Here is a 25,528-nt window from a genome sequence, read left to right on the forward strand (position 1 = left end):
ATAAACTTATGTAGAGACGTGATATCGCTACATAGTTTGTCCATCAAAATTTAAATTTAAGTATTGTTTGTTGTTAGCGCTACTTTACGACAAACTGCTGTTCGCTGATAGCGCTAACATTTAAATTTGGTGTCTTTTCAAAATTATAGTGTCAAAGATTGAGGATTCGTCTCAATCAATTTTGCTAAATCTTGCAAGAACGCCGCAGCATGGGCGCCGTAAATAATCCGATGGTCAGAAGTAATATTCACCTGCATTTGTTGACGCACGCCAAATAAACCGTCAGGTGTTGCTACTACTTGCGGACGCGATGCCCCGATCGCTAAAATTGAACCTTGTCCAGGCGGTAAAATCGCATCAAATTTATCTACGCCAAACATCCCCAAATTGGATAGGGTAAAAGTACCACTGTTGTATTCTTGGGGCTGTAGTTGTTTTGTCCTGGCACGTTCTACCAAAGACTTCCAAGTACGCGATAGAGAATATATATCCACTGCATCTGCATTTTGCAGCACAGGTGTAATCAATCCGCCATCATCCATCGCTACTGCTACGGAAATGTTGATATCAGAATGATAAACAATTCCCTGGTCTGAATAACTAGCATTTAACAATGGGTGTTTTTGCAATGTCACTGCTACAGCTTTCGCCAGTAGCGCTGTCATTGTCACGCCTTTGGATTTAATTTGTTTATAAAGTTTGTCTAATCCATCGGTGGTAATTGTATAACCGACACGGAAGACGGGCACGGATATGGTAGCTACCATGTTCCGCACTACGGCATTTTGGAAGGTAGTTAAAGGTACGGTTTGACCAGGAACAGCCGCTACTGCTGGCGCGGACGTTGGTGTGCGAGGTGCTGGGGGTGCAACTGGGGCGGTGGTTGGTACAGGTGCTGCTGGAGCAACTGGGGCAGGTGCAGATTGCTTGCCTTTATTAGACAATGCTTCTACATCTTCGGCGACAATGCGTCCGTGGGGGCCACTACCTTGAAGTGTAGTTAAATCAACTTTGAGTTCTTTGGCTAACTTGCGAGCACGGGGTGAAGCTACTAGCCTTCCTTCTTTGTGGTTAGACCCGTTTTGAGACGCTAAGGCAGGTGTTGCGGCTGAGGCTGTGGCAGCAACTGGTTCTGGGGAAGAGGTAGGAGTAGCAGCTGCGCCGCCAGAATTGGCAAGAGATTTCGCCTGTTCAATTTCAGCTTCCGTTTCAGCGATGAAGGCGATCGCAGATCCTACCGGGGCAGTTTCACCAGCTTCAACTATGATATGGGCAAGAAATCCCTCATAAAAGGTTTCTACATCCATATCTGCCTTATCTGACTCTACAACCACCACTGTTTCGCCTTTTTCCACTTTGTCCCCAGGCGATTTCACCCAGGAAACGATTTTGCCTTCCGTCATGGTGGAACTCAGCGCCGGCATAAATACTTCGTGAATGCTCATAGGGTGGTTTGGAAATCAATGGTTTATGGACTTTAACAGTTTTTATCAGATCGAATTGTATCTTGATGGGAGAGTTTTAGACTGTTTATATTTTAGGTTGGGGATTGGGCATGGGGCATTGGTTATTCACTAATGACTAATGACTCTAGTAGTCTGCCAACCCAAAATTGTTAGGTGAGGGCTGGGAAAAGGGGAAAGGTTAAAGGTTAAAGGAGTAAACATCTTTTCCCTTTCCCCCTTGCCCTTTACCCCGCCAAGTTTCCTTGGCGAACTACTAGGAACCTAAATATAGTTTAGAGGTCTATAATACAGAACTATCCTCAATGGTTAGCCAATATCTTGCTCGCTCTCGTTTTAGTCATTGACTTGCAAAAATCACCACGAGTTTCTCACAGATTAAATGGGATTGCTATTTAATATTCCTCATAACCACTACTTAAGATACAAGAGCTTCTCACGGATAGAGGATATAGGATGTAGTTCAATCTAGAATTCAAAATTGGTAATAAACCTATTTGAAATTCCTGTTTACTTTTATGTCGGCAAAGCTAAAATTCTTTTTGATTGTGATATTAAGTATCTCTGCCACGGCTGGTGCTGGAGTTTATATTATCCAGCACCAGCAATCTGCACCGATTGTTGAGACTAGTGATGAGCAAACCCAGCAGATGGGAGCAATACATCAGTCTCAGGAAGTTGTAGAATTCTCAGAGCGTTCTGATTATCAAACTATACCTTTAGAAAAACTTAACTCATCTCTCCAAGGCAGTAATCCTACTACCCTCGCCCTGAATGCCTTTGAGGAGATAGCAGTGGGAGGAACGCGAAAGATAGAGGTAGTTTATCCCCAACCAAATCAGGCGTTAGTGACGATTACGCAAATCAAGCGGGGTAATAATTCAGTTGGGACGGTTAAATATCGAGCGGAGATGACAACCTTTGGCCGATCGCTTTTTATTAGCTCGCCTCCAGTGTGGCAAATTGTTTGGGCTGGCTCCCAGGTGGAATGTTGGGCTGGGAACCGCTCTCAAACTAAGTTAAATCACATCTGTCATTAGTCATTGGTCATTAGTCACTGCTCACAAAACAAATGACAACGGACAAATGACAAATGACAAATGACAAATTTAAATGTCGCCGCGAATTTCTTCTACAACGCCATCGCGCAGAACGATTTCAACCTGCATTTTGCTAATCAGGTTATCACCGATTTCTACCCGGAAAAAGCCTTCCATTTGGAATTGGTTGACTTCCTGATCTTGCTGGAGAAACTGCACTTGCTGGAGATTTTGTAGCAACTGATTTTTTTGCTCCAAAAATTCACTTTTCTTTTGATTGACTTGGAGTTGGATATTGTCAATTTGTTGGAGGGTCTGGGGACCAGGTGGTTGCAGACTCTGCTTTTGAATTGCCGCGATCGCTCTTTGTCCTTCAACGTCTAGCTGTTGCAGTTGCTGATCGAGTTGATTGATCTGGGTTTGCAGCTGCTGTTGTACTTCCTCTTTCCACAGAGGAGTCACAATAACTTTGACATTAACGACGCGTTTCAGAAGCAAATTAGATTTGGAGACATCCATAAATATTTCACGTTCACTCTTTACAGTTAGCAGGTGGAATGATCAGGCAAACATGCCGTCAATAATATCGCGATAGCGTTCCGTGACGACATGTCGGCGAACTTTTAGTGTTTGTGTCATCAAGCCATTTTCGATGGAAAACGGTTCCAGGATGAGTTTAAACGTTCCGATGCGGTCATCCGGTCGATAGCCTGGACGATTTTGGACTTCCCGATTCAATTCTTGGCGAAATAAATCCTGGATCATTCTACTCTCCAAGTCAATTTTTTGACTATCTGAGGAAGTCACCTCGGCGTTGGGCGTATCCAGCGTTAGATTCTGACTTGCTGCCCATTTTTCTAAGGCTTCGACATTGGGGACAATTAAGGCTCCCAGGCTGCGCCGATCTTGACCGATGAGCATAATCTGATCGATGTATGGCGATCGCAAACACGCATCTTCGATCGGCTGTGGCTCGATGTTTTCCCCGTTAGTCAATACAATCGTATCTTTAGCCCTGCCAGTCAGCACTAAGTCGTCTTGTGGTGTCAGCCAACCCAAATCGCCGCTATCAAACCAACCTTCCGCATCAATTGCTTTCGCTGTCGCTTCGGGATTTTGGTAATAGCCTTGCATAATCTGCGGGCCTCTCAACAATACTAAGCCTCGCTTCTCTATTGGTAAAGGCGCTTTTGTCTCAGGATCGACGATTTTAGCTTCTGTAGCCGGGAGTGGTAGCCCTGATGCGCCAATCAAATTCCGCCAAGGACGCCGTACATGGGTGACAGGAGAAGTTTCTGTCAAGCCATAGCCTTGTAAAATCTGCACGCCAATAATTTCAAAGAAATTATCTATGTGTCTGGGAAGCGCACCGCCACCGCTAATCATCTGCTTAACTTGTCCCCCTGTGGCTTCCCGAACTTTGGCGTAAACCAGTCGTTCTCCCAAGGCATGAAGGGGTAATAAAGCTGATGCTTGGATCTTAGCTGCTAATCGTTCGGCGGCTGAAGCATGAAGATTATTTAAATCCAATCCCTGAGCAGTTCGCCGGGCTTTGATATATTTGTCGCTAATGCCCAACAAAAATTTAATTAGGCGTTGCTTGTTGGCTGGTTGTTCGCGAAACTGCTTTTGCACTCCTTCATAAATCGACTCCCACAGGCGGGGTACACCGACCATGTAATTGGGTTTAAATTGTCTCAAATCCCCTTTTACAGAGCGTAAGTTGGTATAAACTTGCGTACAACCTTGAGATAGTAGGTAATATTCAACAGTTCGTTCGTAGCTGTGCCACGAAGGCAAAATACTGAGAACTATATCACCCGCATTTGGTTGCAATACTGTGCCAAAACTGATCACTTGGTGCATCAAGTTACTATAAGACAGCATTACACCCTTGGGTTTACCCGTAGTACCAGAGGTATAAATTAGAGTTGCCAGCGCGTCACGATTTTGCTTGACTGGCACAAAATTATGACTTTTCCCGATTTCGAGCAACTGTGAAAAGTTGAGTACCTTTAGGGTTTCGTTTGTTGGTGGTGCTTCATCGGAAAGTAAGATGACTACTTGAATTGGTAAATCTTTGAGGCGGTCTTGGAGTTTTTTAAGTGTTTTTAAATCTTCAACGACGATCGCTGTACTGCCGCTATTCGCGATGATAAACAACAGTTCTTCTTTTTCCGCTTGGGAACTACGCACCGCATCAACGCCTCCAGCAGTCATTATGCCTTGATCGGCAATAAACCAGCGAGGACTATTGTCAGCAATTAGGGAAATGCGATCGCCTAACTTTACTCCCAACGCTTGTAACCCAGCAGCAAATAATTGTATTTTCTCTACCAACTGAGTATAAGTGATCGCTACTTCTGTTTTAGCGTGAGGGTTGCGGAGAGCGACAACATCACCAAATCGTTGAGCTGCCAAAGGCCAAATTTCTGGTAGCGATTCCACATTTGTGTAATCTACCAACCGCTTTAATGCCTGCCGTTCTTGCTCGCTGATGTTAGATAAAAAAGAAGACGCGGTTTGGGTTGTTGACATAACACCTTACTTAAAGATTTTAAACTGATTATTTTCCAGCTTATTTTGTTATTCCGCTACAATAACCATCCTTATTATCCACATACTCTTCTGTGTACGATAATTCCAGGAATTCCACGTTTGTATTTACAAAAATTTATGTTAAAGTTAATTTACATAGAGTGCAAGCAATGATTGTGTTTGCATCTAAGAACAGCGATCGCCTATGTTTCACAGGAGATGATTACCTATGAATTTTATCGACGCCATAATGCTAACGCTGCTCAATATTGCTGCTTGCATAGCGTTGCCTAAGCTTTTGGCTATTCTTCTGGCTGATAAAACCAAAGTTACTGAAACATTGGCAAATGGTTCCAAATTACAAGCAGCCAAAATTCAACTTACAAGTTTCCCTTATTGTACAGCTTACCAATTGACAGGTAGCCAATACTGTAAATTCAGTCCTGATTTTTGTGCCAATTGTTCTCCAAATTGATAGACTATTCGCCAGGAAAAATTCTTCGGTACTTCCGAAAACCAGCAATTCAATTAATCCTTCAACACATATTCATTCTCATTTCGACAGCTTGAAATCCCCAACTGATTGAAAAAGTCGGGGATATTTTTGTTCGTAACTCCTGCAAGGATTCCTAAACTTCGTCCATATTCATAGTTAAACTTGTCTCTGTAGTAGGCTCTTGAGGAAACTTGCAGCGACGATCTGCTTCAGCATCAAACACTAGCCGGACATGGCATGAGTCGATAACCATAAGACGCTCATGGATCGAAGGTATTAAGATTTTCAGGGTTTACATAGCGTTACTACGAGAAAGTTTAATTAAATTTACATTTTGTAATATATATTGTATTATTCTTGCTTACTTAGTTAGATTCAAGCAATTTTCCAGCTTAGTCAGTATAATTACTAATTGAACTAAAGCTACATATATAACTAATATAACAATTGTTAAATCTATTACATTACAGTCAAGCAGCCTGTAATGCCCAATTAGCAGGAAGTTGACCAGTTTATTTAGAAACTTCACAAATTTCTAGTAGGCTATCAAGTCAACGATGCTGGATAAATTAGTTTGTAATCAAGACCTTAGTCCTGTGTTAATCACTTAAGTGTTTACTACGTAGCAGGCAAAGTTAGCTTAATGGATTACTAAAGTTCATGTTATTAATTCTGATAGATAAGGGCTACGAAATCCTCGACTTCTAAAAGAAGTTGGGGATTTTGCAACCCCGCAAAATTAATGAGACAGACTCTAGTAAGCTGTAAATCAATAAATTATCGGTGAGAAAAGTTTTGGCAGAAGCTTAATGAAATGGGAGAAAAAAGTAAAGAATTGCTAGAGAAGTATTTAACGAGTTAACCATTAAATGAAAATAAGATTACAAAATTTACGGCAACCTCTTTTGATGGTCAACACATTAAACTATTAGTTTCAAATCACAGGTTTCACTATGAATCAGAAGCAGATCGCAGAGTTTTCTCTCAAAGATGGCACGAAGTTTTTAGCTGAAGTTGATGAACCAGAAAATAGCAATGCTCTTGTACGTGTTGCTAGACCAGACACAGGGCAAATGGTAGTTGAAGCTAAAAAGAAATTTGAAGATGTATTAGATCAAATACAACCTGTCGCTTCAGCAATTATCACCAAACTGAGTCAACTGAATACACCTGCCAATGAGGTAGAGGTTAAGTTTGGTATTAAGTTAAATGCGGCAGCGGGTGCAATTTTTACCTCTGTAAGTGGTGAAGCTAACTACGAAATTACCTTGAAATGGAAGCAAGACAAGGCATAGTATGGTAGCGAATACAGATAATTATATTCAAACTTTTAGGTCAGCGATCGCTCGGATGTTTCATGCTAATGGTGCGGTGGTTGGTGTAGGTTTTTTAGTCTCTGGGCGAACTGGAAATTACATCCTAACGTGCGCTCACGTTGTTACCTCAGCCCTATCTTTACCAGAAGATATAGTTGAAGCTCCTAATAATGATATTTATTTAGATTTCCCCCTAATTGCATCAGGACAAAGACTAAAAGCTAAAGTTGTTTTTTGGCAACCCGTTGTCAGTAATTCATCAACCTCTGAGCCTGAAGATATTGCTGGGTTGCAAATCGAAGGGCAGTTGCCTAAAGAAACCCAAGCTATCCAACTAATAAAAGCTAACAATATTTGGCAGCATCCTTTCCGCATATTCGGTTTTCCTAACGGACATAATGATGGCGTTTGGGCCACAGGGGTGTTGCGAGATGGACAAGGAAAGGGATGGGTGCAACTGGAAGACAGTAAAGTAACTGGCTACAGAATAGAAGCGGGTTTTAGTGGTGCGCCGATATGGGATGAAACCCTTGTAGGAGTGGTTGGGATGGCAGTAGCAGCAGAGAAGCGGCGAGAAGATATCAAAACTGCTTTTATGATTCCTGCGGATGTATTGATTGAAGCATGGGGTGAAATAGGCTTGTCTGTTTCCTCAAATGCACATATCCAAAATATTCCTAGTAGAGTTCAACAACTCAAAATCAAAACTTTGCAACAACGCTTTGACGTTCTCAGTAGTGATTATGAGGTGGCTTACAATCAACTCAACTATACACTTAGTGCGAGCGATCGCAATATCATCCAACGCCAAATTGATAGCATCTTAGAAGAACTTGAGCGAGTAGAAAGCGAACTTAATACTATAAACAATTAATTTAATACCTAAATAAAATGAGCAGCTCTGTAGATTTACGAAAAAACTATCTAGAACAGTTAATAGCCAATTTAAAAACTGAGGTTGAAAGTCTCAGTAAGCAAATGGTTCGGACGAATAATGATGTAGAGAAAAATAAATTACAACGGCAAGTTGATGATAAATTCGAGGAAATGTATAAAATCGAATCAGAGTTAAATCAGCTAAATCAACAATCTTTAGTGCAAGTTGAATCTGATAAAATCCCATTTACTAATCGTGATGCTGCAATTAATGAAATTACAGCAATTAATTCTCCTCCTTATCGCCTGGTAACAGCACCTGAAGGTTATGGAAAAACAGAATTTCTCAAACAGATCCTGGGAAGATTTCAAGAATTGCAATGGTGTTGTGCTTACGCTCCCATCTCTGGTTATGAAACTATTGAAAACTTAGAAAAACGATTAGCAAATTCTCTGCAACTTACGCTCCCTGAAGGACATGATTTAAGTTGGGGAGAACGTTTAGGCTCACTATTACATAGAAATTGGGCTAAATGGCAATCACAGGGCAAAAAAGGTATTGTGCTGCTAATCGATCTAGATGGCTGTGCCCCACAAAAGCAACGTTTAAATGAACTTTTTAATGACTTTAAGGAATTTGCTTGGAGAATTGAAAAATGTTTGAAAGAATTACAGTTTTTTAAAGATAATTCGCGAAGACTTCGAGTCGTGATTGCAGCTCGTTGTTTGATCGATCTCCCATTAGATCGGACTTTTCCTAAACTAATACTCTCTCCTTTTAACTGGGAAGTAATTCAGGATACAGCAACAAAATATCTCAAGCCTATAGAGATGACTTCTGAAAGTCTTGCTTTACTAGCAGGACACTTATTGTATTTAACTGGTGGACATCCAGGGGGAATTGCTGAAGCACTAAAAGTTTATCGAGATGGTTGTTACACAGTTAGTTGGCTTTTAAACAGTTATGGCAACCAATTATGGGAAAAAAACCTCAAAAAGTGTAGAGATCAGATTAAAGAAAGCTTGACAAAAGAAAATAATCATCTATACGAATCTATTGAAAAATTGAGTATATTTCCTATACTCAATGGGACTTGGATATTAAAGGAAGCTGTTCGGAGATTTAACTTACCTTTCAGTGACGATAGTTTTAAATTAAATGCTGAACTGACAAAGACATCTATTTTTACTCGTGATAAAACGATTATTAAAGATGGAATGACACGGCGGCTGTTAGTTATTGGTCTGCTCCGAGAAACCTCGCCTGATAATTTTCAAGAGCTTTGTAGTGAAGCGGCTCAAATCTGTTGGGAATATATTCACGAACTGAAATCAAAGAATAATTCTGCTGTTGCGGGTACTTGGTCTATGCAATATTTTTTTCAAAGTCTTCAGAAACACGCTGGATTTATCAATTATGGCCCAAATAGTCTGGCTTATCGACAAGAACTCCGTAATGATTTCTTTGATAAAACCGTTGAGGAAACTCTGGGAATATTTCGCGATACAGATCGAGAGCAATTTCATGAATTTATTTATACGCTTAAATCTGAAGTAGAAAATGACTGGGAATTTCAGTTTCTTGTCAATTACTATCTACACAATGATGAATATAATGACGCACCCTATCGAGATTTAATTCATAAGCTTGATGAAGCTATTCAAAATAACTAACAATTAAATAGGAGTCTATTATGTCTGAACTAAATAAATTAGAGTTTGTTGGTCGTGCAGAACATCTAAATCGAATTATTTCCCTTGTTCAGGAGTCTAATAAACTGCGTGTAGTTTTAGTAGAGGGTAGAGGTGGAATTGGCAAAACTTGGTTACTTCATGCATTAAAATCCGGTCTAAACCAAGTTCAAATTGGCACCAGTGAAATTATTGATTGCGATATCCCTGTTTTTAATGATGCAGAAGATTTATACACTCAAATCGCTAAACAATTATACTACTATACATATAAAGAATGGTTGCTCCGGTTACGACAACTGCGAGAAGATGAAAACCGCCTCAGTCAACTTGCATACGAACAAGAACGCAGACAACTTGAAAAGTTCTTGGTCGATGAAATTAATCGAAAATCCAGCCAACAGAGATTAGTATTTCTAATTGATACGGTTGAGAAATTAGGACAAGCAGATGTCAGAGAGCAAGTTTGGGAGTGTATTGGCGATTTATGCCATCAACTAGAGAATGCCGTATTTATTTTAGCAGGTCGTCCTAGTATTGCTCATCAAATTCTAGAAAAATCATTCAAAGAAGAAGAATTAACTTATTTGGAATTAAATGAATTTACCCATGAAGATGTACAAACATACATTCGTTGCAAAGAGGAGCAGCTTCACTTTACTCTCGGACAAGAATTGGTTAAAAAGATCATAGTTCTTTCTGGTGGTAGCCCGATCATGATTGAATTTGGAGTAGAGTATGCTTATCGGGAAGTCATACCAGATTGGTTAGAGAGTGAAGATATAGAAACTATTCCCAGCAGGTTAGAAAAAACTGGTGGATTTGAAGCTGAGATGGTTCGGCATATTACGCAGCTTCGGACATCAATGGATCGGTTAACTCTATTACTTTCACGTATATACCCATTAGATAGCTCTGATATTGCTAATTTATTAGAACTATCTACAGAAGATGCTCAAAGATTATTTATTGATGCACAAAGCTACTTTTTTATCAAGCCAGTAATTGGTGGCTCTCAAATATCATTACATGATATTGTCCGAGACTTAGTTGAGAAATATGTATGGGCAGATATTGACCCAGATTTGGAATGGAGAAAACGAGATAGTCGGATTGCTGCCAAATATTTCGAGCAAAAAGATTATGATTTAGGCCCACAAAAAAGGATATTGGAGGTTCAACGTTACTCTGATGATTCTCATAAAGTTGCTAATATCGAGTTTATGATTGAAGAAGTTAAGCAACTGCGAGAATTCAATACTACGCGATGGCTGTGGAATGCTTTATATGCCGATCCGATAATCGGCTTTGAAACTTGGCACGAAGTTACTGATAGGATACGCCGCCAATCGAAAAAATTTGGTTTTGTAAATCAATTGTTGGCAATTGCCAAACAGTTTGAAACAGAAATAAATTCAGATCAAAAATTCAAACTAATTATTTTTGAGTCAAAGATTGTTCACGCTCTTAAAGATAAAAGTACAAAAGAAAATGAACTAGTAAAGCTGGAGGGAATGCTATCTGCTCAATCTTCTAATTCTTCTCATCAAGCGGATATTTACAATGTCTTGGGAATGCTAAATACCAAGTTACACCTTTATGAAGAAGCTTTAAAATATCAACAAGAGTGTTTATCCCTAGTTCAAGGCAAAAAGCTATCATACGCTATTCCTGCTGTGGCTAACTTAGTTGGTTATCTGCATCGACAACTCAACAACTTTCAGGAAGCAGAGAAATATTACAAACTAGGTTGGGAGGCTGCTATGGAAATTGATAATCCTGACAAAGGCTTAACTCAAGTTATGGCTAGTATTCAGAATAATTTGGGATTTTTGTATGGACAGCAAAAGGATTATGTAAAAGCTGAACAGTGTTTTAAGGCTGCTATTGATATGTGGTCGAGTGTTGAGAGTGAACGTGAAATAGCCAATGCCGAAATTGCCTCTGCTACTATTTTGGTAGATAATGGTAATTATGTTAAAGCTAAACAACTACTTGAACGAGCGTTAAGTCGTTGTGACAATGAAGAAAACGATAATCAAATATTGTGTAGGGCATATTTTCAGTTAGGCTTAAATCGGTGGTTTAGTGCTGAGGTAGAAAATGAAGCTGTTTGGGATGTGACACAGGTACAGTGGGATCTCAATGTACTAAGTTGTGCTCAAAATGCTTTAGAAAAAAGCCTGAAACTCGCAGAAAAATATGGACTTGAAGAGGAATTACCTGGAATTTTGCACCAAATTGCTAGTGTCTATTGGCATCTTGGGTTTCAAACAGGCGATCGCACGCTACAAAACCAAGCTTTAAAACTCAACGATCGCTCTTATCAGACTAGTTTAGAGTACAATGACATGCGGTATGCCATCGATAGCCTGGTGGGTAAAGCAGAGTTTGATTATTATGCAAAAGCCTACGAGCATATTTCCGATTATGCACAAGAACTTAGCGATCGCTTCCAATCATATCAAAATATCCATACACTATACTTTGGCCGCATGTTACGCATAGAAGGTGATGTTGCATTTCAACAAGCTAACTACAATTTTGCTTTTAGTAAATATGCTCAAGGAATACCTCAAATCTTTCAACATGGAGGTTTCGGCCCGTATTCGATTAAACATGAGCTAAATCTGCTCCAAAAGAAAATTGAACGGTTGCCTATAGAACTTTCTAAAACTCTGATTCAACAACTAAAATCTCAGTGGAAAGATCATAAAGCTCTCAAGGAATGGTGCGATCAACAAATGTTTTTGACTAGAATACGTGCCACAAAACAGCCATCTTCTCATGCTTAGTAAAAAAATTGATCGACCCCAAATTTTAGTTTCTCTTAACTCTACTTATATACCAACTGGGCAATGCGATTGTGATGGAGGGGATTGTGCCTGTGACTTATCCCCTTTAACAAAATTAAGTTCAAATATCCGATTATCTCTGGGGATATTGGACACAGAGTTTGTGAGAGTTCCCAACTCACAGATGATGAATTTAGATGATACTTATTCTATGTGTTATGGTACTTATCATCAAGTAGCAGTTTTGAATAAATCAGCGATATATTTACTCGAACAATTTACAAATCCTCATAAATTAGATGATATTGCAATAGAGCATCCTGAGATTGACCCAATAAATTTACAAGAAGCTATTCAGGAACTATATCAAGCACGTTTAATTGCACCCAATAATTATTCCTCATTTAACTTAAATGAAATACCAGAAACTTTAACAGCATGGTTGCATATCACCGATCGCTGTAATTTAAGATGTGACTATTGCTATCTTCCGCACGAAGCAAAAGATATGTCAATCGATATAGGTAAAGCAGCTATTGAATCTACATTTCGCTCTGCAACCTTAAATAATTACCGTCGCGTCAAACTGAAATATGCCGGAGGAGAGGCATTACTCTGCTCTCCTTTAATTAAGGATCTCCATTTGTACGCTCAATATCTTAGCAAAGAAACAGACATTATATTAGATGGAGTGGTTCTCAGTAATGGAACATTGATTACGCCTGAAATTATTGAGATGCTACAAATATTGAATCTGCGTCTCATGATTTCACTAGATGGATTATCAAATTTCCACGATCTTCAACGTTCTTATGCAAGCGGAAAGGGATCGTTTCAAGATGTGGAACGAGGTATTAAGATTGCCTTGAAAAATGGTATTATTCCAGATATTTCTATTACAGTTAGTGGGCGAAATGCAGAAGGATTACCCGCTCTTCTGGAATGGATATTAGAATATAATCTGCCCTTTAGTTTAAATTTCTATCGAGAAAATGAACTGTCAGCTTCTTATGAAGACTTGCAATTAGAAGAATCTCGGTTAATTGAGGGAATGTTGGCAGCATTCAAAGTTATCGAATTGAAATTACCTAATCGGAGTTTACTAGGTTCATTGATCGATCGTGCTAATTTAGCATCTCCTCATAAACGAACTTGTGGAGTTGGGCAAAGCTATCTCGTATTTGATTACAAAGGGCAAATTGCTAAATGCCAGATGCAGCTACATAAAACTATATCTGCCTCTAAAACTCAAGATCCTTTAACTCTTGTGCGACAAGATAAAGCAGGTATTCAGAATTTGTCAGTTGAAGAAAAAGAAGGCTGTCGTACATGTGAGTGGAAATATTGGTGTACGGGTGGTTGTTCTCTAGCAACCTTTAAAGCTACAGGTCGTTACGATATTCAATCTCCAAATTGCAATATTTACAAAGCTCTCTATCCTGAAGCTCTCAGACTAGAAGGGTTACGCTTAATCAAATATAGTTCCCCAACTAAGTCATAACTAATTATACGGGTATGATATAACTTGAATTTTTAAAATTTTGGTAGATATACAGCGAAGAAATTGTATTTAAATCGACTTCTTTAGGCTCATCTTCATTCGCATTAGTATTTTTAAACAGGACTGTAAATGCACCAGCACCTAACCTATCTTGAGGAAATATCCGATAACAAGGCATCGTCGTTAAATGCGATTGATATTTGGCTAAATTACTAATTCCTATGGCTTTAAACTGAGGAAAGCGTTCCAGAAACCATTCACAAACTTGCTCATTCTCTTCGGGCGAATATGTGCAAGTCATATAAGCCAGATAGCCTTGTGGTGAAACAATTTTAGCTGAGTTAGCTATAATACGTTTTTGCCGATTTGCACTCTTGTTAATAGCAGTTGGGTGAAAACATCCGGGTGCTTTTTCACCTTTGGCAAGTAAAGATTGTCCAGTACACGGAGCATCTACGATGACTAGATTGCTAGAAATAGGAAACATTTCGGCAAATATACTCGAATCTCGATTAACCACTGCACTAGGGCTAACCTGGCAACGCTTCAAATTAGAAATTAGCATTCCTAGACGTTTGCCAATTACTTCATTACTGATGAGCAATTCAGGTTTTAAAGCTCTCCAAGCGAAGATGCTTTTACCTCCCGGTGCGGCACACATATCAAAAATTAAACGCACTGACTCAGGAATAGCTAACAAAGTAGTAGCTGCAAACACCGAAGAAAAATCTAAACAATAGAAATATCCTTTTTCATGCAAGGGATGCTTACCAGGTTTTTCTCCCAGAGATAAGCGGTCTATAAATTGTGGTTGCCAAAAGGTTGGTGTTTCCACTGCCAAGGGTGCAATATCTGGCTTTTCTTGACACCAAAGAATACTAGGTGAAAAAGGCTGAGGATTCATTAAAGCCTCGATAAATTTTTCTTGCTCGTCTACATTGTCGAACAAACGCCGCGAGACTTTAAGTAATAAATTAGAAGGTTTTTCCATCAAGATTATGAATTAGGAATTAATAAAAGTATGTTGTATCTGAATCAAAATAAAACTGTTACACAAGAACAATGTAATTAAGGCTTTTGGCTTCATACTCAAAATATAATGACCGCCATTGGGAACGCAATGGCCAAGCTACCCCACTGCACCGGAGAAGGTCATGTTTTTAGATAGTTTTCAGGACAAATTACGCAAACAAGCACAATTATGGAGGGATGAAGGATTAATTAGTTCTTCACAGTATGAGCAGATAGCAGAACGTTATCAATTTAAAAACCTGGAAGCTGCTGCACGCGATCGCAATAAAGCGATCGCGATCGCTATCGGTAGCATCCTTTTATGCTTAGGCATAATTACCTTTGTATCAGGAAACTGGCAGGGAGGATCGCGAGAAATCAAATTTATTTTGATGATGAGTTTGTTTTTTGCGATCGCCATCACTGGATTTTACACCTGGAGGCCACCTGAAGGAAAGAAACCAGAACGAAGCAAACGCCTACTAGGAGAGGGTTTGCTAATTTTAAGCGCCTTTATCTTCGGTGCAAATTTACTGTTGATGGCCCAGATGTTTAATATCATCGGTTCTGCTTCCCAACTGTTTCTCGCTTGGGGATTCGGTGTTGTGGTCATGGCCTTCAGTTTGTCCTTAAATTCTTTAGGAATTCTGTCAATTGTCCTCGTGGAAATCGGCTACTGGACTGGACTAGAAGACTTATGGTACGCTTCAGGTGAGTTAACTTGGTCGCGGCTAGTAGTGCAGCATATGCCTTTGTTAGCATGGCTGGTATTTGTACCCTTAGCCTACTTCTGTCGATCCCGTTGGATTTTTGGTCTAGCAGCCTTCGTTTTTGCTAGCTCCTTACAAGCTAACCTTAATCCACTGCCACTGCTAAATTATGCTGATATAGCCCCTTGGGTGGCATCTTTTGCTTTTACACTGCCACCTGCATTATTCTGGAGTTATGATGATTTACTGTTTCCAACCATAAATTACAGATTGTTTCAATCTCTAGCCCGTAATTTAGCGTTGTTAAGCTTTGGCATCGTCTTTTACGTTTTGTCTTTTCGTTGGGTCTGGGAATCTCCTGATTATAGTTACAATCAGCCAACGAATTTGACAAACTTATTCGAGTCTCTGCCGATCATCGATTTGGGGATTCTCAGCGGCTTGGCGGTTTTACAATGGTTGTTTCTACTGCGTCAAAGAAATAATCCTCCGCGCCGCGAAGTTATTTTCACAACTGCTGTCATTAGTACATTTCTTGTCTTTATTGCAATAGTACCTTTTTGGCATCAAACTATTAGCCGGATTGATGAACTTGGCATTTTTATTTTCAATGTACTTCTTGCAACATTAGCCTGGGGACTAATTCAAGAAGGATTGAAATTAAGCAACAGAAGTTCCTTTTGGGGCGGTATGCTGTTAGTAACACTGCAAATTGTCAGTCGCGTGCAGGAGTACGACACCGACTTACTTTTTAAGTCGCTAGTCTATGTCCTGTGCGGTTCTGCTTTAATTAGCGCTGGACTCTGGTTTGAACGCCGCCTACCTGGTGGTAGCTCTACAAGTAAAAAGTAGTGCAAAAGATGAAAGAATTCAGGAGTCAGAATTTAGGAGTCAGAATTCAGGAAAAGTTCACTAAATCTAAAATTGAATGATTCCTAACTCCTAACTCTTAACTCCTAACTAAAAATCTCTGTGCGTCAAAGTTTTTAAAGTTTCTCTGCGTTAGTCCTAATCTCGTTACTTTTAACCTCTTCAAGACCTCTGCTTTTTAGGACTACGCTCATGAATAATACTTCTTCTGAATCTAAGAATAAACCCTTGTCTCCTGAAGCCGAATTTTCCAGTAAGGTGACTTTTCGGGATTACTTAATTGCTACTGAACAAAAATCGAATAAGCCCTTGCCTTTTTGGCGGTTACTTGCTCCCCTGGCGCTGCAAACAGGGCTAATTATGGCAGTACCAGCCCAAGCAGTTTATACAGACGTAACAGGTAAGACGGTGATTTTGCAAACCGTACCTGTAGACCCTAACAATGCGATCGAAGGTAACACCTTAGCCTTAGATTACAACATCTCCCGTACCTCAAATTTGAGCAGATTACCTGGTTGGCAAACATTAGTCAGCAAAGGTCGTGGAAGTGGCAGAAGATTGCCTGAAGGAACTAATATCTACGTGACTTTGCAAGAGCAATTATCTTCTGGGCGCGGTGTTCCGAGAGCTTGGAGACCGTTACGAGTAAGTAGCGATCGCCCCACAACTCTAAGAGCTAACCAAGTAGCCTTAAAAGGTGTTTATCAGGATGGTTCCGTTAACTATGGTTTAGAAACATATTACATCCCAGAAAACCAACGGCAGCAGATTCGGAACGACTTACAAGCCCAACGCGCCCGCAGAGGACAAGTACCACCTATTGTGGTCAAGGCGAAAGTAGATCCACAAGGAAAGGCAGTGCCACTTAGTATGTGGGTGCGCGATCGCAACTATCGCTTTTAAGCTGTTAGGCAAAGTGTGTAAAGATGCAAGGTTTGTCTTCACAATTCTGAGCAATGACTTCCGGCGCTCAGAATTTTCTGTTTGTCATTTTTATTTATAAATGACAAACAGACAAGTAAATGTTGATGCCACGATTTAGCACAATTTGTGAGAGGTTAAGGTAATTGTAGTAATGTATAGAGGGTGCATTGCAAGGCGAAAAATCAAACTTTTAGACTGGCTTTCGTAAGGCTTTCGCTCTCCCAAAAATATTTATTTAATAAGTTAATTTTAGTACTCGAAGACAACTTAACACTTTTAGTATTGAGTTGATTATAAGTTACGGTTGCACTGAAACAATTTTCAACTTGTCATGTGCAATTGCTTGAACCGAGGGTTACAAAGCATCCAGAATTTTATAACCCGCAAATTGGGTTATTACGCGAACGGTGAGATGAAAATATAAAGGATAGATAAAAACAGTACTCTCATATACATTTTTAAGCAAAAAACATGAAGATTATGCAAAGATTGGTATGAGATGAGATAAATCTAAGTAAATTTCCGCTATGTAAGTACTATCAGCTTATAAGCTGCTTACTATTTTCAAGTGTCGAATAACACATTATTTCTCGTCATTAACACCCGTAGAGGTCGTTAGAATCACGACAGAGAATTCGTTAATCAATACTTGTCAAGTCTGAAACTTTCTAGTTCTGACTCTATGAACTTCTGATCGAAGAAAGCCCGATCTCAGAGTTCTCTGTGAATTCTGACTTAAAGAATTCTTATTGAAAGAGCAAGACTGTCAGGGGTTAAAACTCTATCACACTCAATTGAGGAAAGTTATATTATGCCCAGACTAATTGTTTCTTTTCCCCCGATCATAGGCACCTCTGCTTTGGATCTAGTGGTGGGTCAAGAGGATAATGCATCCCCAGCAATTGGAATTGAGGTTCTAAAAAACGGAGTCATTGATACTAGAGGAGGTAACGACACTATCAAGGGTAGTGCCACTGGTGGAGAATCCACCAGTGAGGGCATAGGCACAGGCACAGGCATTGTTAACAGTGGCATCATCAATGCAGGGAAAGGAGATGATAGTGTCTCTGGCACAGGCACTGGCGGTTTCCAGTATCGAGGCTCTGAACCTGGTACAGGTATCTCTAACACTCAAGGCGGCTACATTAATGGAGGAGACGGAAAAGATTTGATCTCCGGAACCGGAAACAGAAGCAACGATTTTGGAAGAGACTTTGCTTCAGGCATCAATAATACTCAGGATAGCCACATTGATGGAGGAAAAGGGGACGACTCTATCAAGGGAACTGGAAATGGAGAATTTGGAGGTGCTGGTATAGGAATCTTCAACAGTGGTGGCAGCGATGTTAATGGAGGAGAAGGGAAGGATTCCATCTCCGGAACTGGAACTAGTTATATTGGAGGAGATGGTACAGGCATCTTCAACAGTGATGGTAGCGTTATTAGTGGAGGGAAAGGAAACGATTCTATTACTGGTATCGGTAAGGGCGGTAATGCGTTACCAGCGCCCTCTAGAGATAGCCCTTCGGGTAACGGTATAGGCATCTCCAACAGTAAGGGTAGCACGATCGATGTAGGGCAGGGAAACGACTTCATCTCTGGCACAGGCACCGGTGGTGGAGGGAGCTACGATACCCCTTTTGGGGATTATGAACCCGGTGTAGGTACAGGCATTGTTAACAGTGGCAGCATCAGTTTAGGCGATGGCAAGGATACCCTTATCGGTACTGGCATTAGTAAAGGCATAGGTATTGTTAATACTAATGGCATTATCTGTGGAGGGGCAGGAGATGATACCCTTACTGGGTATGGTAGCAGCATTGGCATCCAAGGTGGCACTATTGATGGCGGAAACGGTAACGATTACTTCAAAGCCCGTCGAATTGATGATAGCGGTAAAGCCGTTTCAAACCAAGGGGGCGCGATCGCCAATGTCTTGATTAAGGGTGGATGTGGAGCCGACACATTTGATGTTGGTTACGGTAATGCCAAGATTGATGGTGGATCGGGATGGGACAAACTAATTCTGTCTGATTTAAAAACTGATTACACCATTCTAGGCAGCTCCAATAATTACACCATTAAACGTGATGAGTTCACCCTTAATGTCTTGAATGTTGAGGAAATCGTCTTTTTTGGCACTGCTCCACTGTAAACTGTGTTTGGTAATTACCTGATTGAAAAAGCTAGGGAGAGGCATCTAGAACAAAAAACCTATAGCTACACAGAAGTCTTATTCTCGTTACTTTAGACCTCTGCTTTTTACGACTACGCTCATGGCTAAAATACAGCATTTTTATTTTGCATAAAGCTACGGATTTTAAGGCGGGGGGCAAAAGATTGCCTGAAGAAAGTAACATCTACGTGATTTTACAAGAGCAACTATCCTCTAGTCACGGTGTTCCTAGAGCTTGAAGACTGTTACGAGTAAATAGCAATCTTTTATTAGATATTTAGTGAAAAAGAATATAGAGACATAGCATTATTATGTCTCTAAAAAGGTTCTAGGTAAAGCATATTTAATTTCACCAGATATCTTATATATCGCCTACATTTAGAATGAAATAAAATAGCCCTGGATTACAGCAGAGACTCAAAACAGTGTATTTATAGTAAGATGATCGGCAACTAAAACTTACTGGTAATATATGATTTTTGGTGGATTGAGTCAAAAAGCAAGGCTACTATTTACGAGATTTTTACTGCTAGCGATCGTAGTAGTAATTGCAGTGTGGCAACTCTTCCCAAGTCAAACCCAGTTAGTACAACAAGAAAGTAATTACGCGAGCCATATTCAACAAAACTTTAATCAATCTAGTTTTTACCCTATTTCAAAAATTCCATCTACAAACCTTTATAAACCTATTAGCGATTGGGTAGGAAGGTTAATTTTACCTACAAAACAGCAATTACAAGATGGTTTGGATTGGGTATTGATGGAAGTGCAATATGCACCACCCAACGCACAAGAATTGGTAGGGAATATTGTGCGTTTGGAGTGGAAAAATAATAAAAAATTGTTTGCTTTAGAACGAAGCGTAACGCGAGATGTGAACTTTACTCCTGAAGTGATTGAAAGTCGGAAACAAGGAAATATTCATCCTTTTCGACTAAATGGAGTTCGTCATGTAGGCATTTTACGCTCTTTGGCTGGTGCAAATCCTGATGATGAAACAATTGTTGTTTTAGATTCAACTACAATCATTGATGCTAGTCAAGAAAAATCTATTTTGCAAATTGAACGCGAACCTGTTTTGGCAACTGGTAGATTTTATGGGTTGGTAAAAATAATTAAACCGATTAAATCTCAATATAAAACTAGTTTATTTTTAAAGGAAAAGCAATATAACGATTATTTTTTGGTACAGCATTATAATCCTAATTCAAATAACTTTGATGGTATTGAAGAAACTATTCGCATTCCCCAACAAGTAATAGATTCGCGAAATTTTGCTCCTTCAAGTTCGCAGCAAATCGAGCGATCGCCTGCGGGTGAAGATGGGTGGTATATTTATGGCGCTGCCGATGCAAAGAGCGTATTTACGGTACGCGCACTTGCACCTCGTTCTCTGTTGCAAATTCAACCCCGTCAAATTATTACTGGTAAGGAATTAGGTCTAAATTACATCCAAGAGGTAAATTGGCAAAATACTGAGAAAAATAAAGGTAAATTCAATACTGTATTATTAACACCTGGAGAAATACAAAATTCACTTAATCAATCTATATCAACATGGCAAGAAGGCAATAAAGCTATTGTCCTACACCTATTTGGTGGAATTGGCGGACGTAAAGCTGAACCATTGGGAGTACCTTATACTATCACCGGACATTTCGCTTTTGGAATTGCAGAAGTTGTCCGCGACGAGTTTACTAAGGAATTACGCTTCGAGACTAAATACCACCAAATTTATGCCCATAACCCCGATGGAATTATTGCCGGAACGCATACATGGGCTGATTATATGGGGAATTTACAACGTGGCTGGCTAGCAACACGTCCAGTATCAGATATTCTAATTAAATTCGACCCTGTAACGCAGGATTATGATTTTGATGGTGTCAAACTTTCGCCTTTAGAACAATTTCAGCAACAATTACAGGTAACAATGGCACGTTATCGAGTTGGTGATGGAACTGGTGGCGCAATGGTATCACCTGCTACCTCATGCATCCAAGACGCAAGCCAAGCACTTTATGCGGCAATACTGGCAATTAAAAACCAAGTTACTACAACTCCTCAAATTCAAACTTGGATACGCGCCAACCCCAATCACCCGCAAACATTACGCTTTCAGCAGCTAGTTAAATTAGGTCAATCTTTAGAACAACAATTAGCACCCTTGGGTATAGTTCGCGCTGATTGGCAAAGTCAAGCAGGTATACTCGCAGGTACGGGCATAGGAAAAACGACGCAACCATTTCAAGATCGTAGTATTTGGGCTGGTTTGACAACATGGCGAACAATCATGCCTAGACTTGCACACGACGACCTTGCTGCAATATTTTTAAAACATGGTGCAACTATGCAAGTATTGCGAACCAATCAAGTCGGTGGTTGGGAATCTAATATTACACCCATTGCCCCAACAGTACTTTTAGGGCAAATCAAGATTCCTTTTACAAATATTTCACTACTTTCAATTCTTTTAAATCGCACTTTAGCGTCCTTAGTATTTCCGAGGTTCAAAGATTGGTTAGTTGTTGTTGTACTGCTGATAATTTATAGTATTCTTGCTCTACCTTATGGTTGGAAGTTTGGATTTTTAGAGATAAGAATTTGGTCTGCAAGTTGGATTGATAAATGCTTGTTAATATTGCGTTGTTTATTTTTACCTGCAATTATTGAAGAACTTTTGTTTCGCGTTTTTTTGCTTCCTCATCCTAGCGAAATCATCAATTGGTTCCAATGGGCTTTCTGGGCAATAGTGAGTTTATTATTATTTATTTTGTATCATCCATTGAATGCTAAAACATTTTTTAAAGCTGGAATTCCCACATTTTATAATCCTGTTTTTCTGGCTTTAGCTGCATTTTTAGGAATTATATGTACTGTTGCATATACCCTAACAGGATCTTTATTTGCGATTGTTTTAATTCACTGGATCGTTGTAGTAGTTTGGTTAATTGTTTTTGGAGGAATCAGAAAATTAGATAATAATCAAAAAATTCAGAACGCTAAGGTTTAAGGAGGCAGGGGGCAGGATGTAGGAGAATAATGCTTGGTTAAGGCTAAAATTTGATGCCTTTATTTAGCACCAATAAATCTAGGACAACCTTCCTCAGCCCCCTTTTTATAGCAACCGCAGAACTTTTTATTAGCGATCGCACTACAACTAGTATTAAGCAACACACTGCTAAGGCACAATCAACACTGGGCAAGGGGAAAGGTTAATTACGCGAGTGGTAACGCTATCATCCGCTCCCTCTTCAGTCAAGCCTAGCCCCCGACAGCCCATGATAATTAAATCTGCCCCAATTTCATCAGCGACATCGCAGATCGTAAAAGCTGGTTTGCCTTTCCTTTCTAAGGTTTCAGATTGAATTCCTTGCCCAGAAAATAAAGATTGGGCATTTTCCAGCAGTTTCGCAACTACCTCTGGTGACACCATCGGATCGTCGGCGCTAGGCGCGTCTGGAGGTGGTTCTTCGACCACAGACAGCAGCACCAAGCGACTGCCGTACTTTTTGACTACGTTGGTGACAACATCAGCAGCTTCCCGCGTTTCCCGGCTTTGATCGATAGGAAATAATACCGTCTTAAATATATCTGTCACTTGGGTACCCCTGACTCCGGTAAAATCTTGATGGTTCTACTTTCAAAACAATAACAAAAAGGCAATCAGGAGAGTTTGGTGTGTCCAAAAAAAGTTTAGCAAGTTTATCTTCGGCTGATATCTCTGGGAAACGTGCCTTAGTGCGGGTTGACTTTAATGTGCCTGTGGACGACCAAGGCAACATTACTGACGATACTCGCATTCGCGCCGCTCTACCAACCATCCAAGATTTGACGCAGAAGGGAGCTAAGGTCATTCTCGCCAGCCATTTTGGCCGTCCCAAGGGTGTGGATGACAAATTACGCCTAACTCCCGTTGCCAAGCGTCTGTCTGAGTTACTGGGGCAAGAAGTCATTAAAACTGATGATTCCATTGGTGATGAAGTTGCAGCTAAAGTTGGCGCATTGCAAAATGGCCAAGTGCTGTTACTCGAAAATGTCCGTTTTTACAAAGAAGAAGAGAAAAACGACCCAGAATTTGCGAAAAAATTGGCAGCTAATGCTGATTTTTATGTAAATGATGCTTTTGGTACAGCACACCGCGCCCATGCTTCTACTGAAGGTGTGACTAAATTCCTCAGCCCTTCTGTGGCTGGATATTTGGTTGAGAAGGAATTGCAATATCTGCAAAACGCCATTGAAAATCCCCAACGTCCTTTAGCGGCAATTATTGGCGGTTCCAAAGTTTCTAGCAAAATTGGCGTAATTGAAACACTGCTGGAGAAGTGCGACAAGCTGATCATTGGCGGTGGGATGATCTTCACCTTCTACAAAGCCCGTGGTTTGAATGTTGGTAAGTCGTTGGTGGAAGAAGACAAGCTGGAACTAGCGAAATCTTTGGAAGCTAAGGCTAAAGAACGTGGCGTTGCTTTATTGCTTCCCACAGATGTGGTATTGGCAGATAACTTTGCCCCAGATGCCAATTCTCAAACCGTTAGCATTGAAAACATCCCCGATGGTTGGATGGGTTTGGATATTGGGCCAGACTCGGTGAAATTTTTCCAAGAAGCTCTTGCAGACACCAAAACGGTAATTTGGAACGGGCCAATGGGTGTGTTTGAGTTTGATAAGTTTGCAGCAGGTACGGAAGCGATCGCTCATACTCTCGCTGAAATTGGCAAAACTGGCACAACTACCATTATCGGCGGTGGTGACTCAGTAGCGGCTGTGGAAAAAGTTGGTTTAGCCGACCAAATGAGCCACATCTCCACCGGCGGCGGCGCTAGCTTGGAGTTACTTGAAGGCAAGGTGTTGCCTGGAATTGCAGCTTTAGATGATGCTTAATACAGACGTTACAGCAATTTTCAGTTAATTAAACCATCGTTAGGGGCGCACAGATGTGCGCCTCTACTGTAGATAAGAGAAAAAACTGTGGAAACCAAATGGCTGGAATGGGCACAGAAGTTACAAGCGATCGCTCAAAATGGTTTGACTTATTCTGAGGGTGTCTATGATATAGAACGTTACAAACAATTACGAGCGATCGCCACGGAAATCAATGTTCTTATGCCAAACTGACTTGTAACGTATAAGAAAGAGGGTTAAAGCCGCTACCAGAGAAACTTCCGCCATCTTGAGGCAAGAAAGCAAAGTCACTCACTGAGATGGAGTACGTACCTGCACCCAGAGAACTGGTGATTAATGACGAATTGCCACCGCCACCATCGTCGTTACTGGTCACTAACTTCCCAGCACCGTTAAACAGTCCGAGAACCGTATCTCCCGATGTCACTGTCCTGATAGTGACAGTTCCTGGATTTGCTAAAGAAAATGTAAAAAAGTCGAAATCAGGATTATCCCCCGGTTGAACTGTTGTTAACTGGGCTGAAAGATTAACGTTTGAGCCTGATGATAAGGAACCTAACCCTTCAGCGCTGCCCAGTGTGTTGTTTGTACCTTCTCCAGCATTTTCCCGCTCATAGAACAAGAAGTCATCACTATCAAGTCTGAGATTTTTTCTCCCTTGCACAACACCTATGATCTCATCTTGCTCTCCTGTCGGTTTGTCTAAGAATATTCGTGTGCTGCTTCCAGCAACTTGCAGGCGGTAGTCCTGTGGAGGTCCTTTGAGTTCAATTCGATCTTGGCTAGAGTCGAAGTCAATAATAGTAGCCAAGTCCCCAAAACCAGGACTTGTATTGTTGGTATCGTCGTAGAAAACATTTTCAGCGTCGCCCAGGATAAATCTATCTACCCCAGCCCCGCCAGCCAACTGATCGGTTTCCCCTAATCCAGGTGGAAGCGGACTACCAGGCCAAACACCGATGAGGATATCGTTTCCAGACCCGCCATTGAGTACGTCATTGCCGGGTCCGCCTTGTAGACTATCATCGCCGTTGCCACCATTGAGGATATCATTGCCGAAACCACCGTCTAGCGTGTCATTTGCCGGAGTCCCATTTATCGTTTCAGAACCTGGAGTGCCGAATTTAAATGCCATATTATCTCTCCTGAGTTTCTCACTAATACGTAAGTTCAGCCTCAGTCAAAGAACTATTCATTGTAGATTACTTGCCATTT

The 25,528-nt window shown here is 40.5% G+C and carries 18 protein-coding genes and 1 pseudogene; 13 read left to right on the forward strand and 6 right to left on the reverse strand.

The window, feature by feature from the left end:
* Window positions 1–143: 143 nt before the first annotated feature.
* On the reverse strand, window positions 144–1,445 hold the full coding sequence (locus V7K53_RS30090; protein ID WP_335201146.1) for a dihydrolipoamide acetyltransferase family protein: 1,302 nt from the start codon (window positions 1,443–1,445) through the stop codon (window positions 144–146).
* 536 nt (window positions 1,446–1,981) lie between these two features.
* Here V7K53_RS30090 and V7K53_RS30095 point away from each other — a divergent pair.
* Window positions 1,982–2,503, forward strand: a complete 522-nt coding sequence (locus V7K53_RS30095) for a hypothetical protein (RefSeq protein WP_335201147.1) — start codon at window positions 1,982–1,984, stop codon at window positions 2,501–2,503.
* A 69-nt stretch (window positions 2,504–2,572) separates the two neighbouring features.
* Here the strand turns inward: V7K53_RS30095 and V7K53_RS30100 are convergent, their stop codons facing one another.
* Complete coding sequence (locus tag V7K53_RS30100) at window positions 2,573–3,022, reverse strand: YlqD family protein (protein ID WP_012412623.1); 450 nt, start codon at window positions 3,020–3,022, stop codon at window positions 2,573–2,575.
* A 42-nt stretch (window positions 3,023–3,064) separates the two neighbouring features.
* Window positions 3,065–5,041 carry an AMP-dependent synthetase/ligase gene (locus V7K53_RS30105; RefSeq protein WP_335201149.1) on the reverse strand — a complete coding sequence of 659 codons (1,977 nt, stop codon included), beginning with the start codon at window positions 5,039–5,041 and terminating at the stop codon, window positions 3,065–3,067.
* Window positions 5,042–5,270: 229 nt separating this feature from the next.
* Here V7K53_RS30105 and V7K53_RS30110 point away from each other — a divergent pair, with 229 nt between their 5' ends.
* The 6 genes from V7K53_RS30110 to V7K53_RS30135 all read left to right on the forward strand — a co-directional run bounded on the left by V7K53_RS30110 (window position 5,271) and on the right by V7K53_RS30135 (window position 13,717).
* Window positions 5,271–5,516: a hypothetical protein gene (locus V7K53_RS30110; protein ID WP_335201150.1), complete on the forward strand. Its 246-nt coding sequence runs from the start codon at window positions 5,271–5,273 to the stop codon at window positions 5,514–5,516.
* Between the two features lie 974 nt (window positions 5,517–6,490).
* Window positions 6,491–6,832: a CU044_2847 family protein gene (locus V7K53_RS30115; protein ID WP_094352373.1), complete on the forward strand. Its 342-nt coding sequence runs from the start codon at window positions 6,491–6,493 to the stop codon at window positions 6,830–6,832.
* Between the two features lies 1 nt (window position 6,833).
* A complete protein-coding gene (locus V7K53_RS30120; protein WP_335201151.1) occupies window positions 6,834–7,727 on the forward strand; it encodes a trypsin-like peptidase domain-containing protein in 894 nt (297 codons plus the stop codon).
* A gap of 17 nt (window positions 7,728–7,744) precedes the next feature.
* Window positions 7,745–9,403, forward strand: coding sequence for a hypothetical protein (locus tag V7K53_RS30125; protein WP_335201152.1), 1,659 nt, complete (start codon window positions 7,745–7,747; stop codon window positions 9,401–9,403).
* Window positions 9,404–9,423: 20 nt separating this feature from the next.
* Window positions 9,424–12,216 carry a tetratricopeptide repeat protein gene (locus tag V7K53_RS30130; RefSeq protein ID WP_335201153.1) on the forward strand — a complete coding sequence of 931 codons (2,793 nt, stop codon included), beginning with the start codon at window positions 9,424–9,426 and terminating at the stop codon, window positions 12,214–12,216.
* Between the two features lie 163 nt (window positions 12,217–12,379).
* Window positions 12,380–13,717, forward strand: a complete 1,338-nt coding sequence (locus tag V7K53_RS30135) for a radical SAM/SPASM domain-containing protein (RefSeq protein ID WP_335201154.1) — start codon at window positions 12,380–12,382, stop codon at window positions 13,715–13,717.
* A 4-nt stretch (window positions 13,718–13,721) separates the two neighbouring features.
* Here the strand turns inward: V7K53_RS30135 and V7K53_RS30140 are convergent, their stop codons facing one another.
* On the reverse strand, window positions 13,722–14,708 hold the full coding sequence (locus tag V7K53_RS30140; protein WP_335201155.1) for an RsmB/NOP family class I SAM-dependent RNA methyltransferase: 987 nt from the start codon (window positions 14,706–14,708) through the stop codon (window positions 13,722–13,724).
* 163 nt (window positions 14,709–14,871) lie between these two features.
* Between V7K53_RS30140 and V7K53_RS30145 the strand changes: the two genes are divergently transcribed.
* The 4 genes from V7K53_RS30145 (at window position 14,872) to V7K53_RS30160 (ending at window position 22,421) form a co-directional block, all read left to right on the forward strand.
* Window positions 14,872–16,290: a DUF2157 domain-containing protein gene (locus V7K53_RS30145; protein ID WP_335201156.1), complete on the forward strand. Its 1,419-nt coding sequence runs from the start codon at window positions 14,872–14,874 to the stop codon at window positions 16,288–16,290.
* Window positions 16,291–16,500: 210 nt separating this feature from the next.
* Window positions 16,501–17,211, forward strand: coding sequence for a GDYXXLXY domain-containing protein (locus tag V7K53_RS30150; protein ID WP_335201158.1), 711 nt, complete (start codon window positions 16,501–16,503; stop codon window positions 17,209–17,211).
* 832 nt (window positions 17,212–18,043) lie between these two features.
* A complete protein-coding gene (locus V7K53_RS30155) occupies window positions 18,044–19,387 on the forward strand; it encodes a calcium-binding protein (protein WP_335201159.1) in 1,344 nt (447 codons plus the stop codon).
* A 493-nt stretch (window positions 19,388–19,880) separates the two neighbouring features.
* Window positions 19,881–22,421: a CPBP family glutamic-type intramembrane protease gene (locus V7K53_RS30160; RefSeq protein ID WP_335201160.1), complete on the forward strand. Its 2,541-nt coding sequence runs from the start codon at window positions 19,881–19,883 to the stop codon at window positions 22,419–22,421.
* A 168-nt stretch (window positions 22,422–22,589) separates the two neighbouring features.
* Here V7K53_RS30160 and V7K53_RS30165 read toward each other — a convergent pair whose 3' ends face one another.
* A complete protein-coding gene (locus tag V7K53_RS30165) occupies window positions 22,590–23,000 on the reverse strand; it encodes a universal stress protein (protein WP_335201221.1) in 411 nt (136 codons plus the stop codon).
* Window positions 23,001–23,089: 89 nt separating this feature from the next.
* On the opposite strand from V7K53_RS30165, the gene V7K53_RS30170 reads away from it, so the two are divergent.
* Window positions 23,090–24,292: a phosphoglycerate kinase gene (locus V7K53_RS30170; RefSeq protein WP_193948422.1), complete on the forward strand. Its 1,203-nt coding sequence runs from the start codon at window positions 23,090–23,092 to the stop codon at window positions 24,290–24,292.
* 87 nt (window positions 24,293–24,379) lie between these two features.
* A pseudogene (locus V7K53_RS30175) lies at window positions 24,380–24,505 on the forward strand (NUDIX hydrolase N-terminal domain-containing protein); the annotation flags it as partial.
* Window positions 24,506–24,512: 7 nt separating this feature from the next.
* Here V7K53_RS30175 and V7K53_RS30180 read toward each other — a convergent pair.
* Window positions 24,513–25,448 carry a DVUA0089 family protein gene (locus V7K53_RS30180; protein ID WP_335201161.1) on the reverse strand — a complete coding sequence of 312 codons (936 nt, stop codon included), beginning with the start codon at window positions 25,446–25,448 and terminating at the stop codon, window positions 24,513–24,515.
* Window positions 25,449–25,528 lie beyond the last annotated feature (80 nt).

Source organism: Nostoc sp., from assembly GCF_036917355.1.
In the GTDB taxonomy this organism is placed as follows: Bacteria; Cyanobacteriota; Cyanobacteriia; order Cyanobacteriales; family Nostocaceae; genus Nostoc.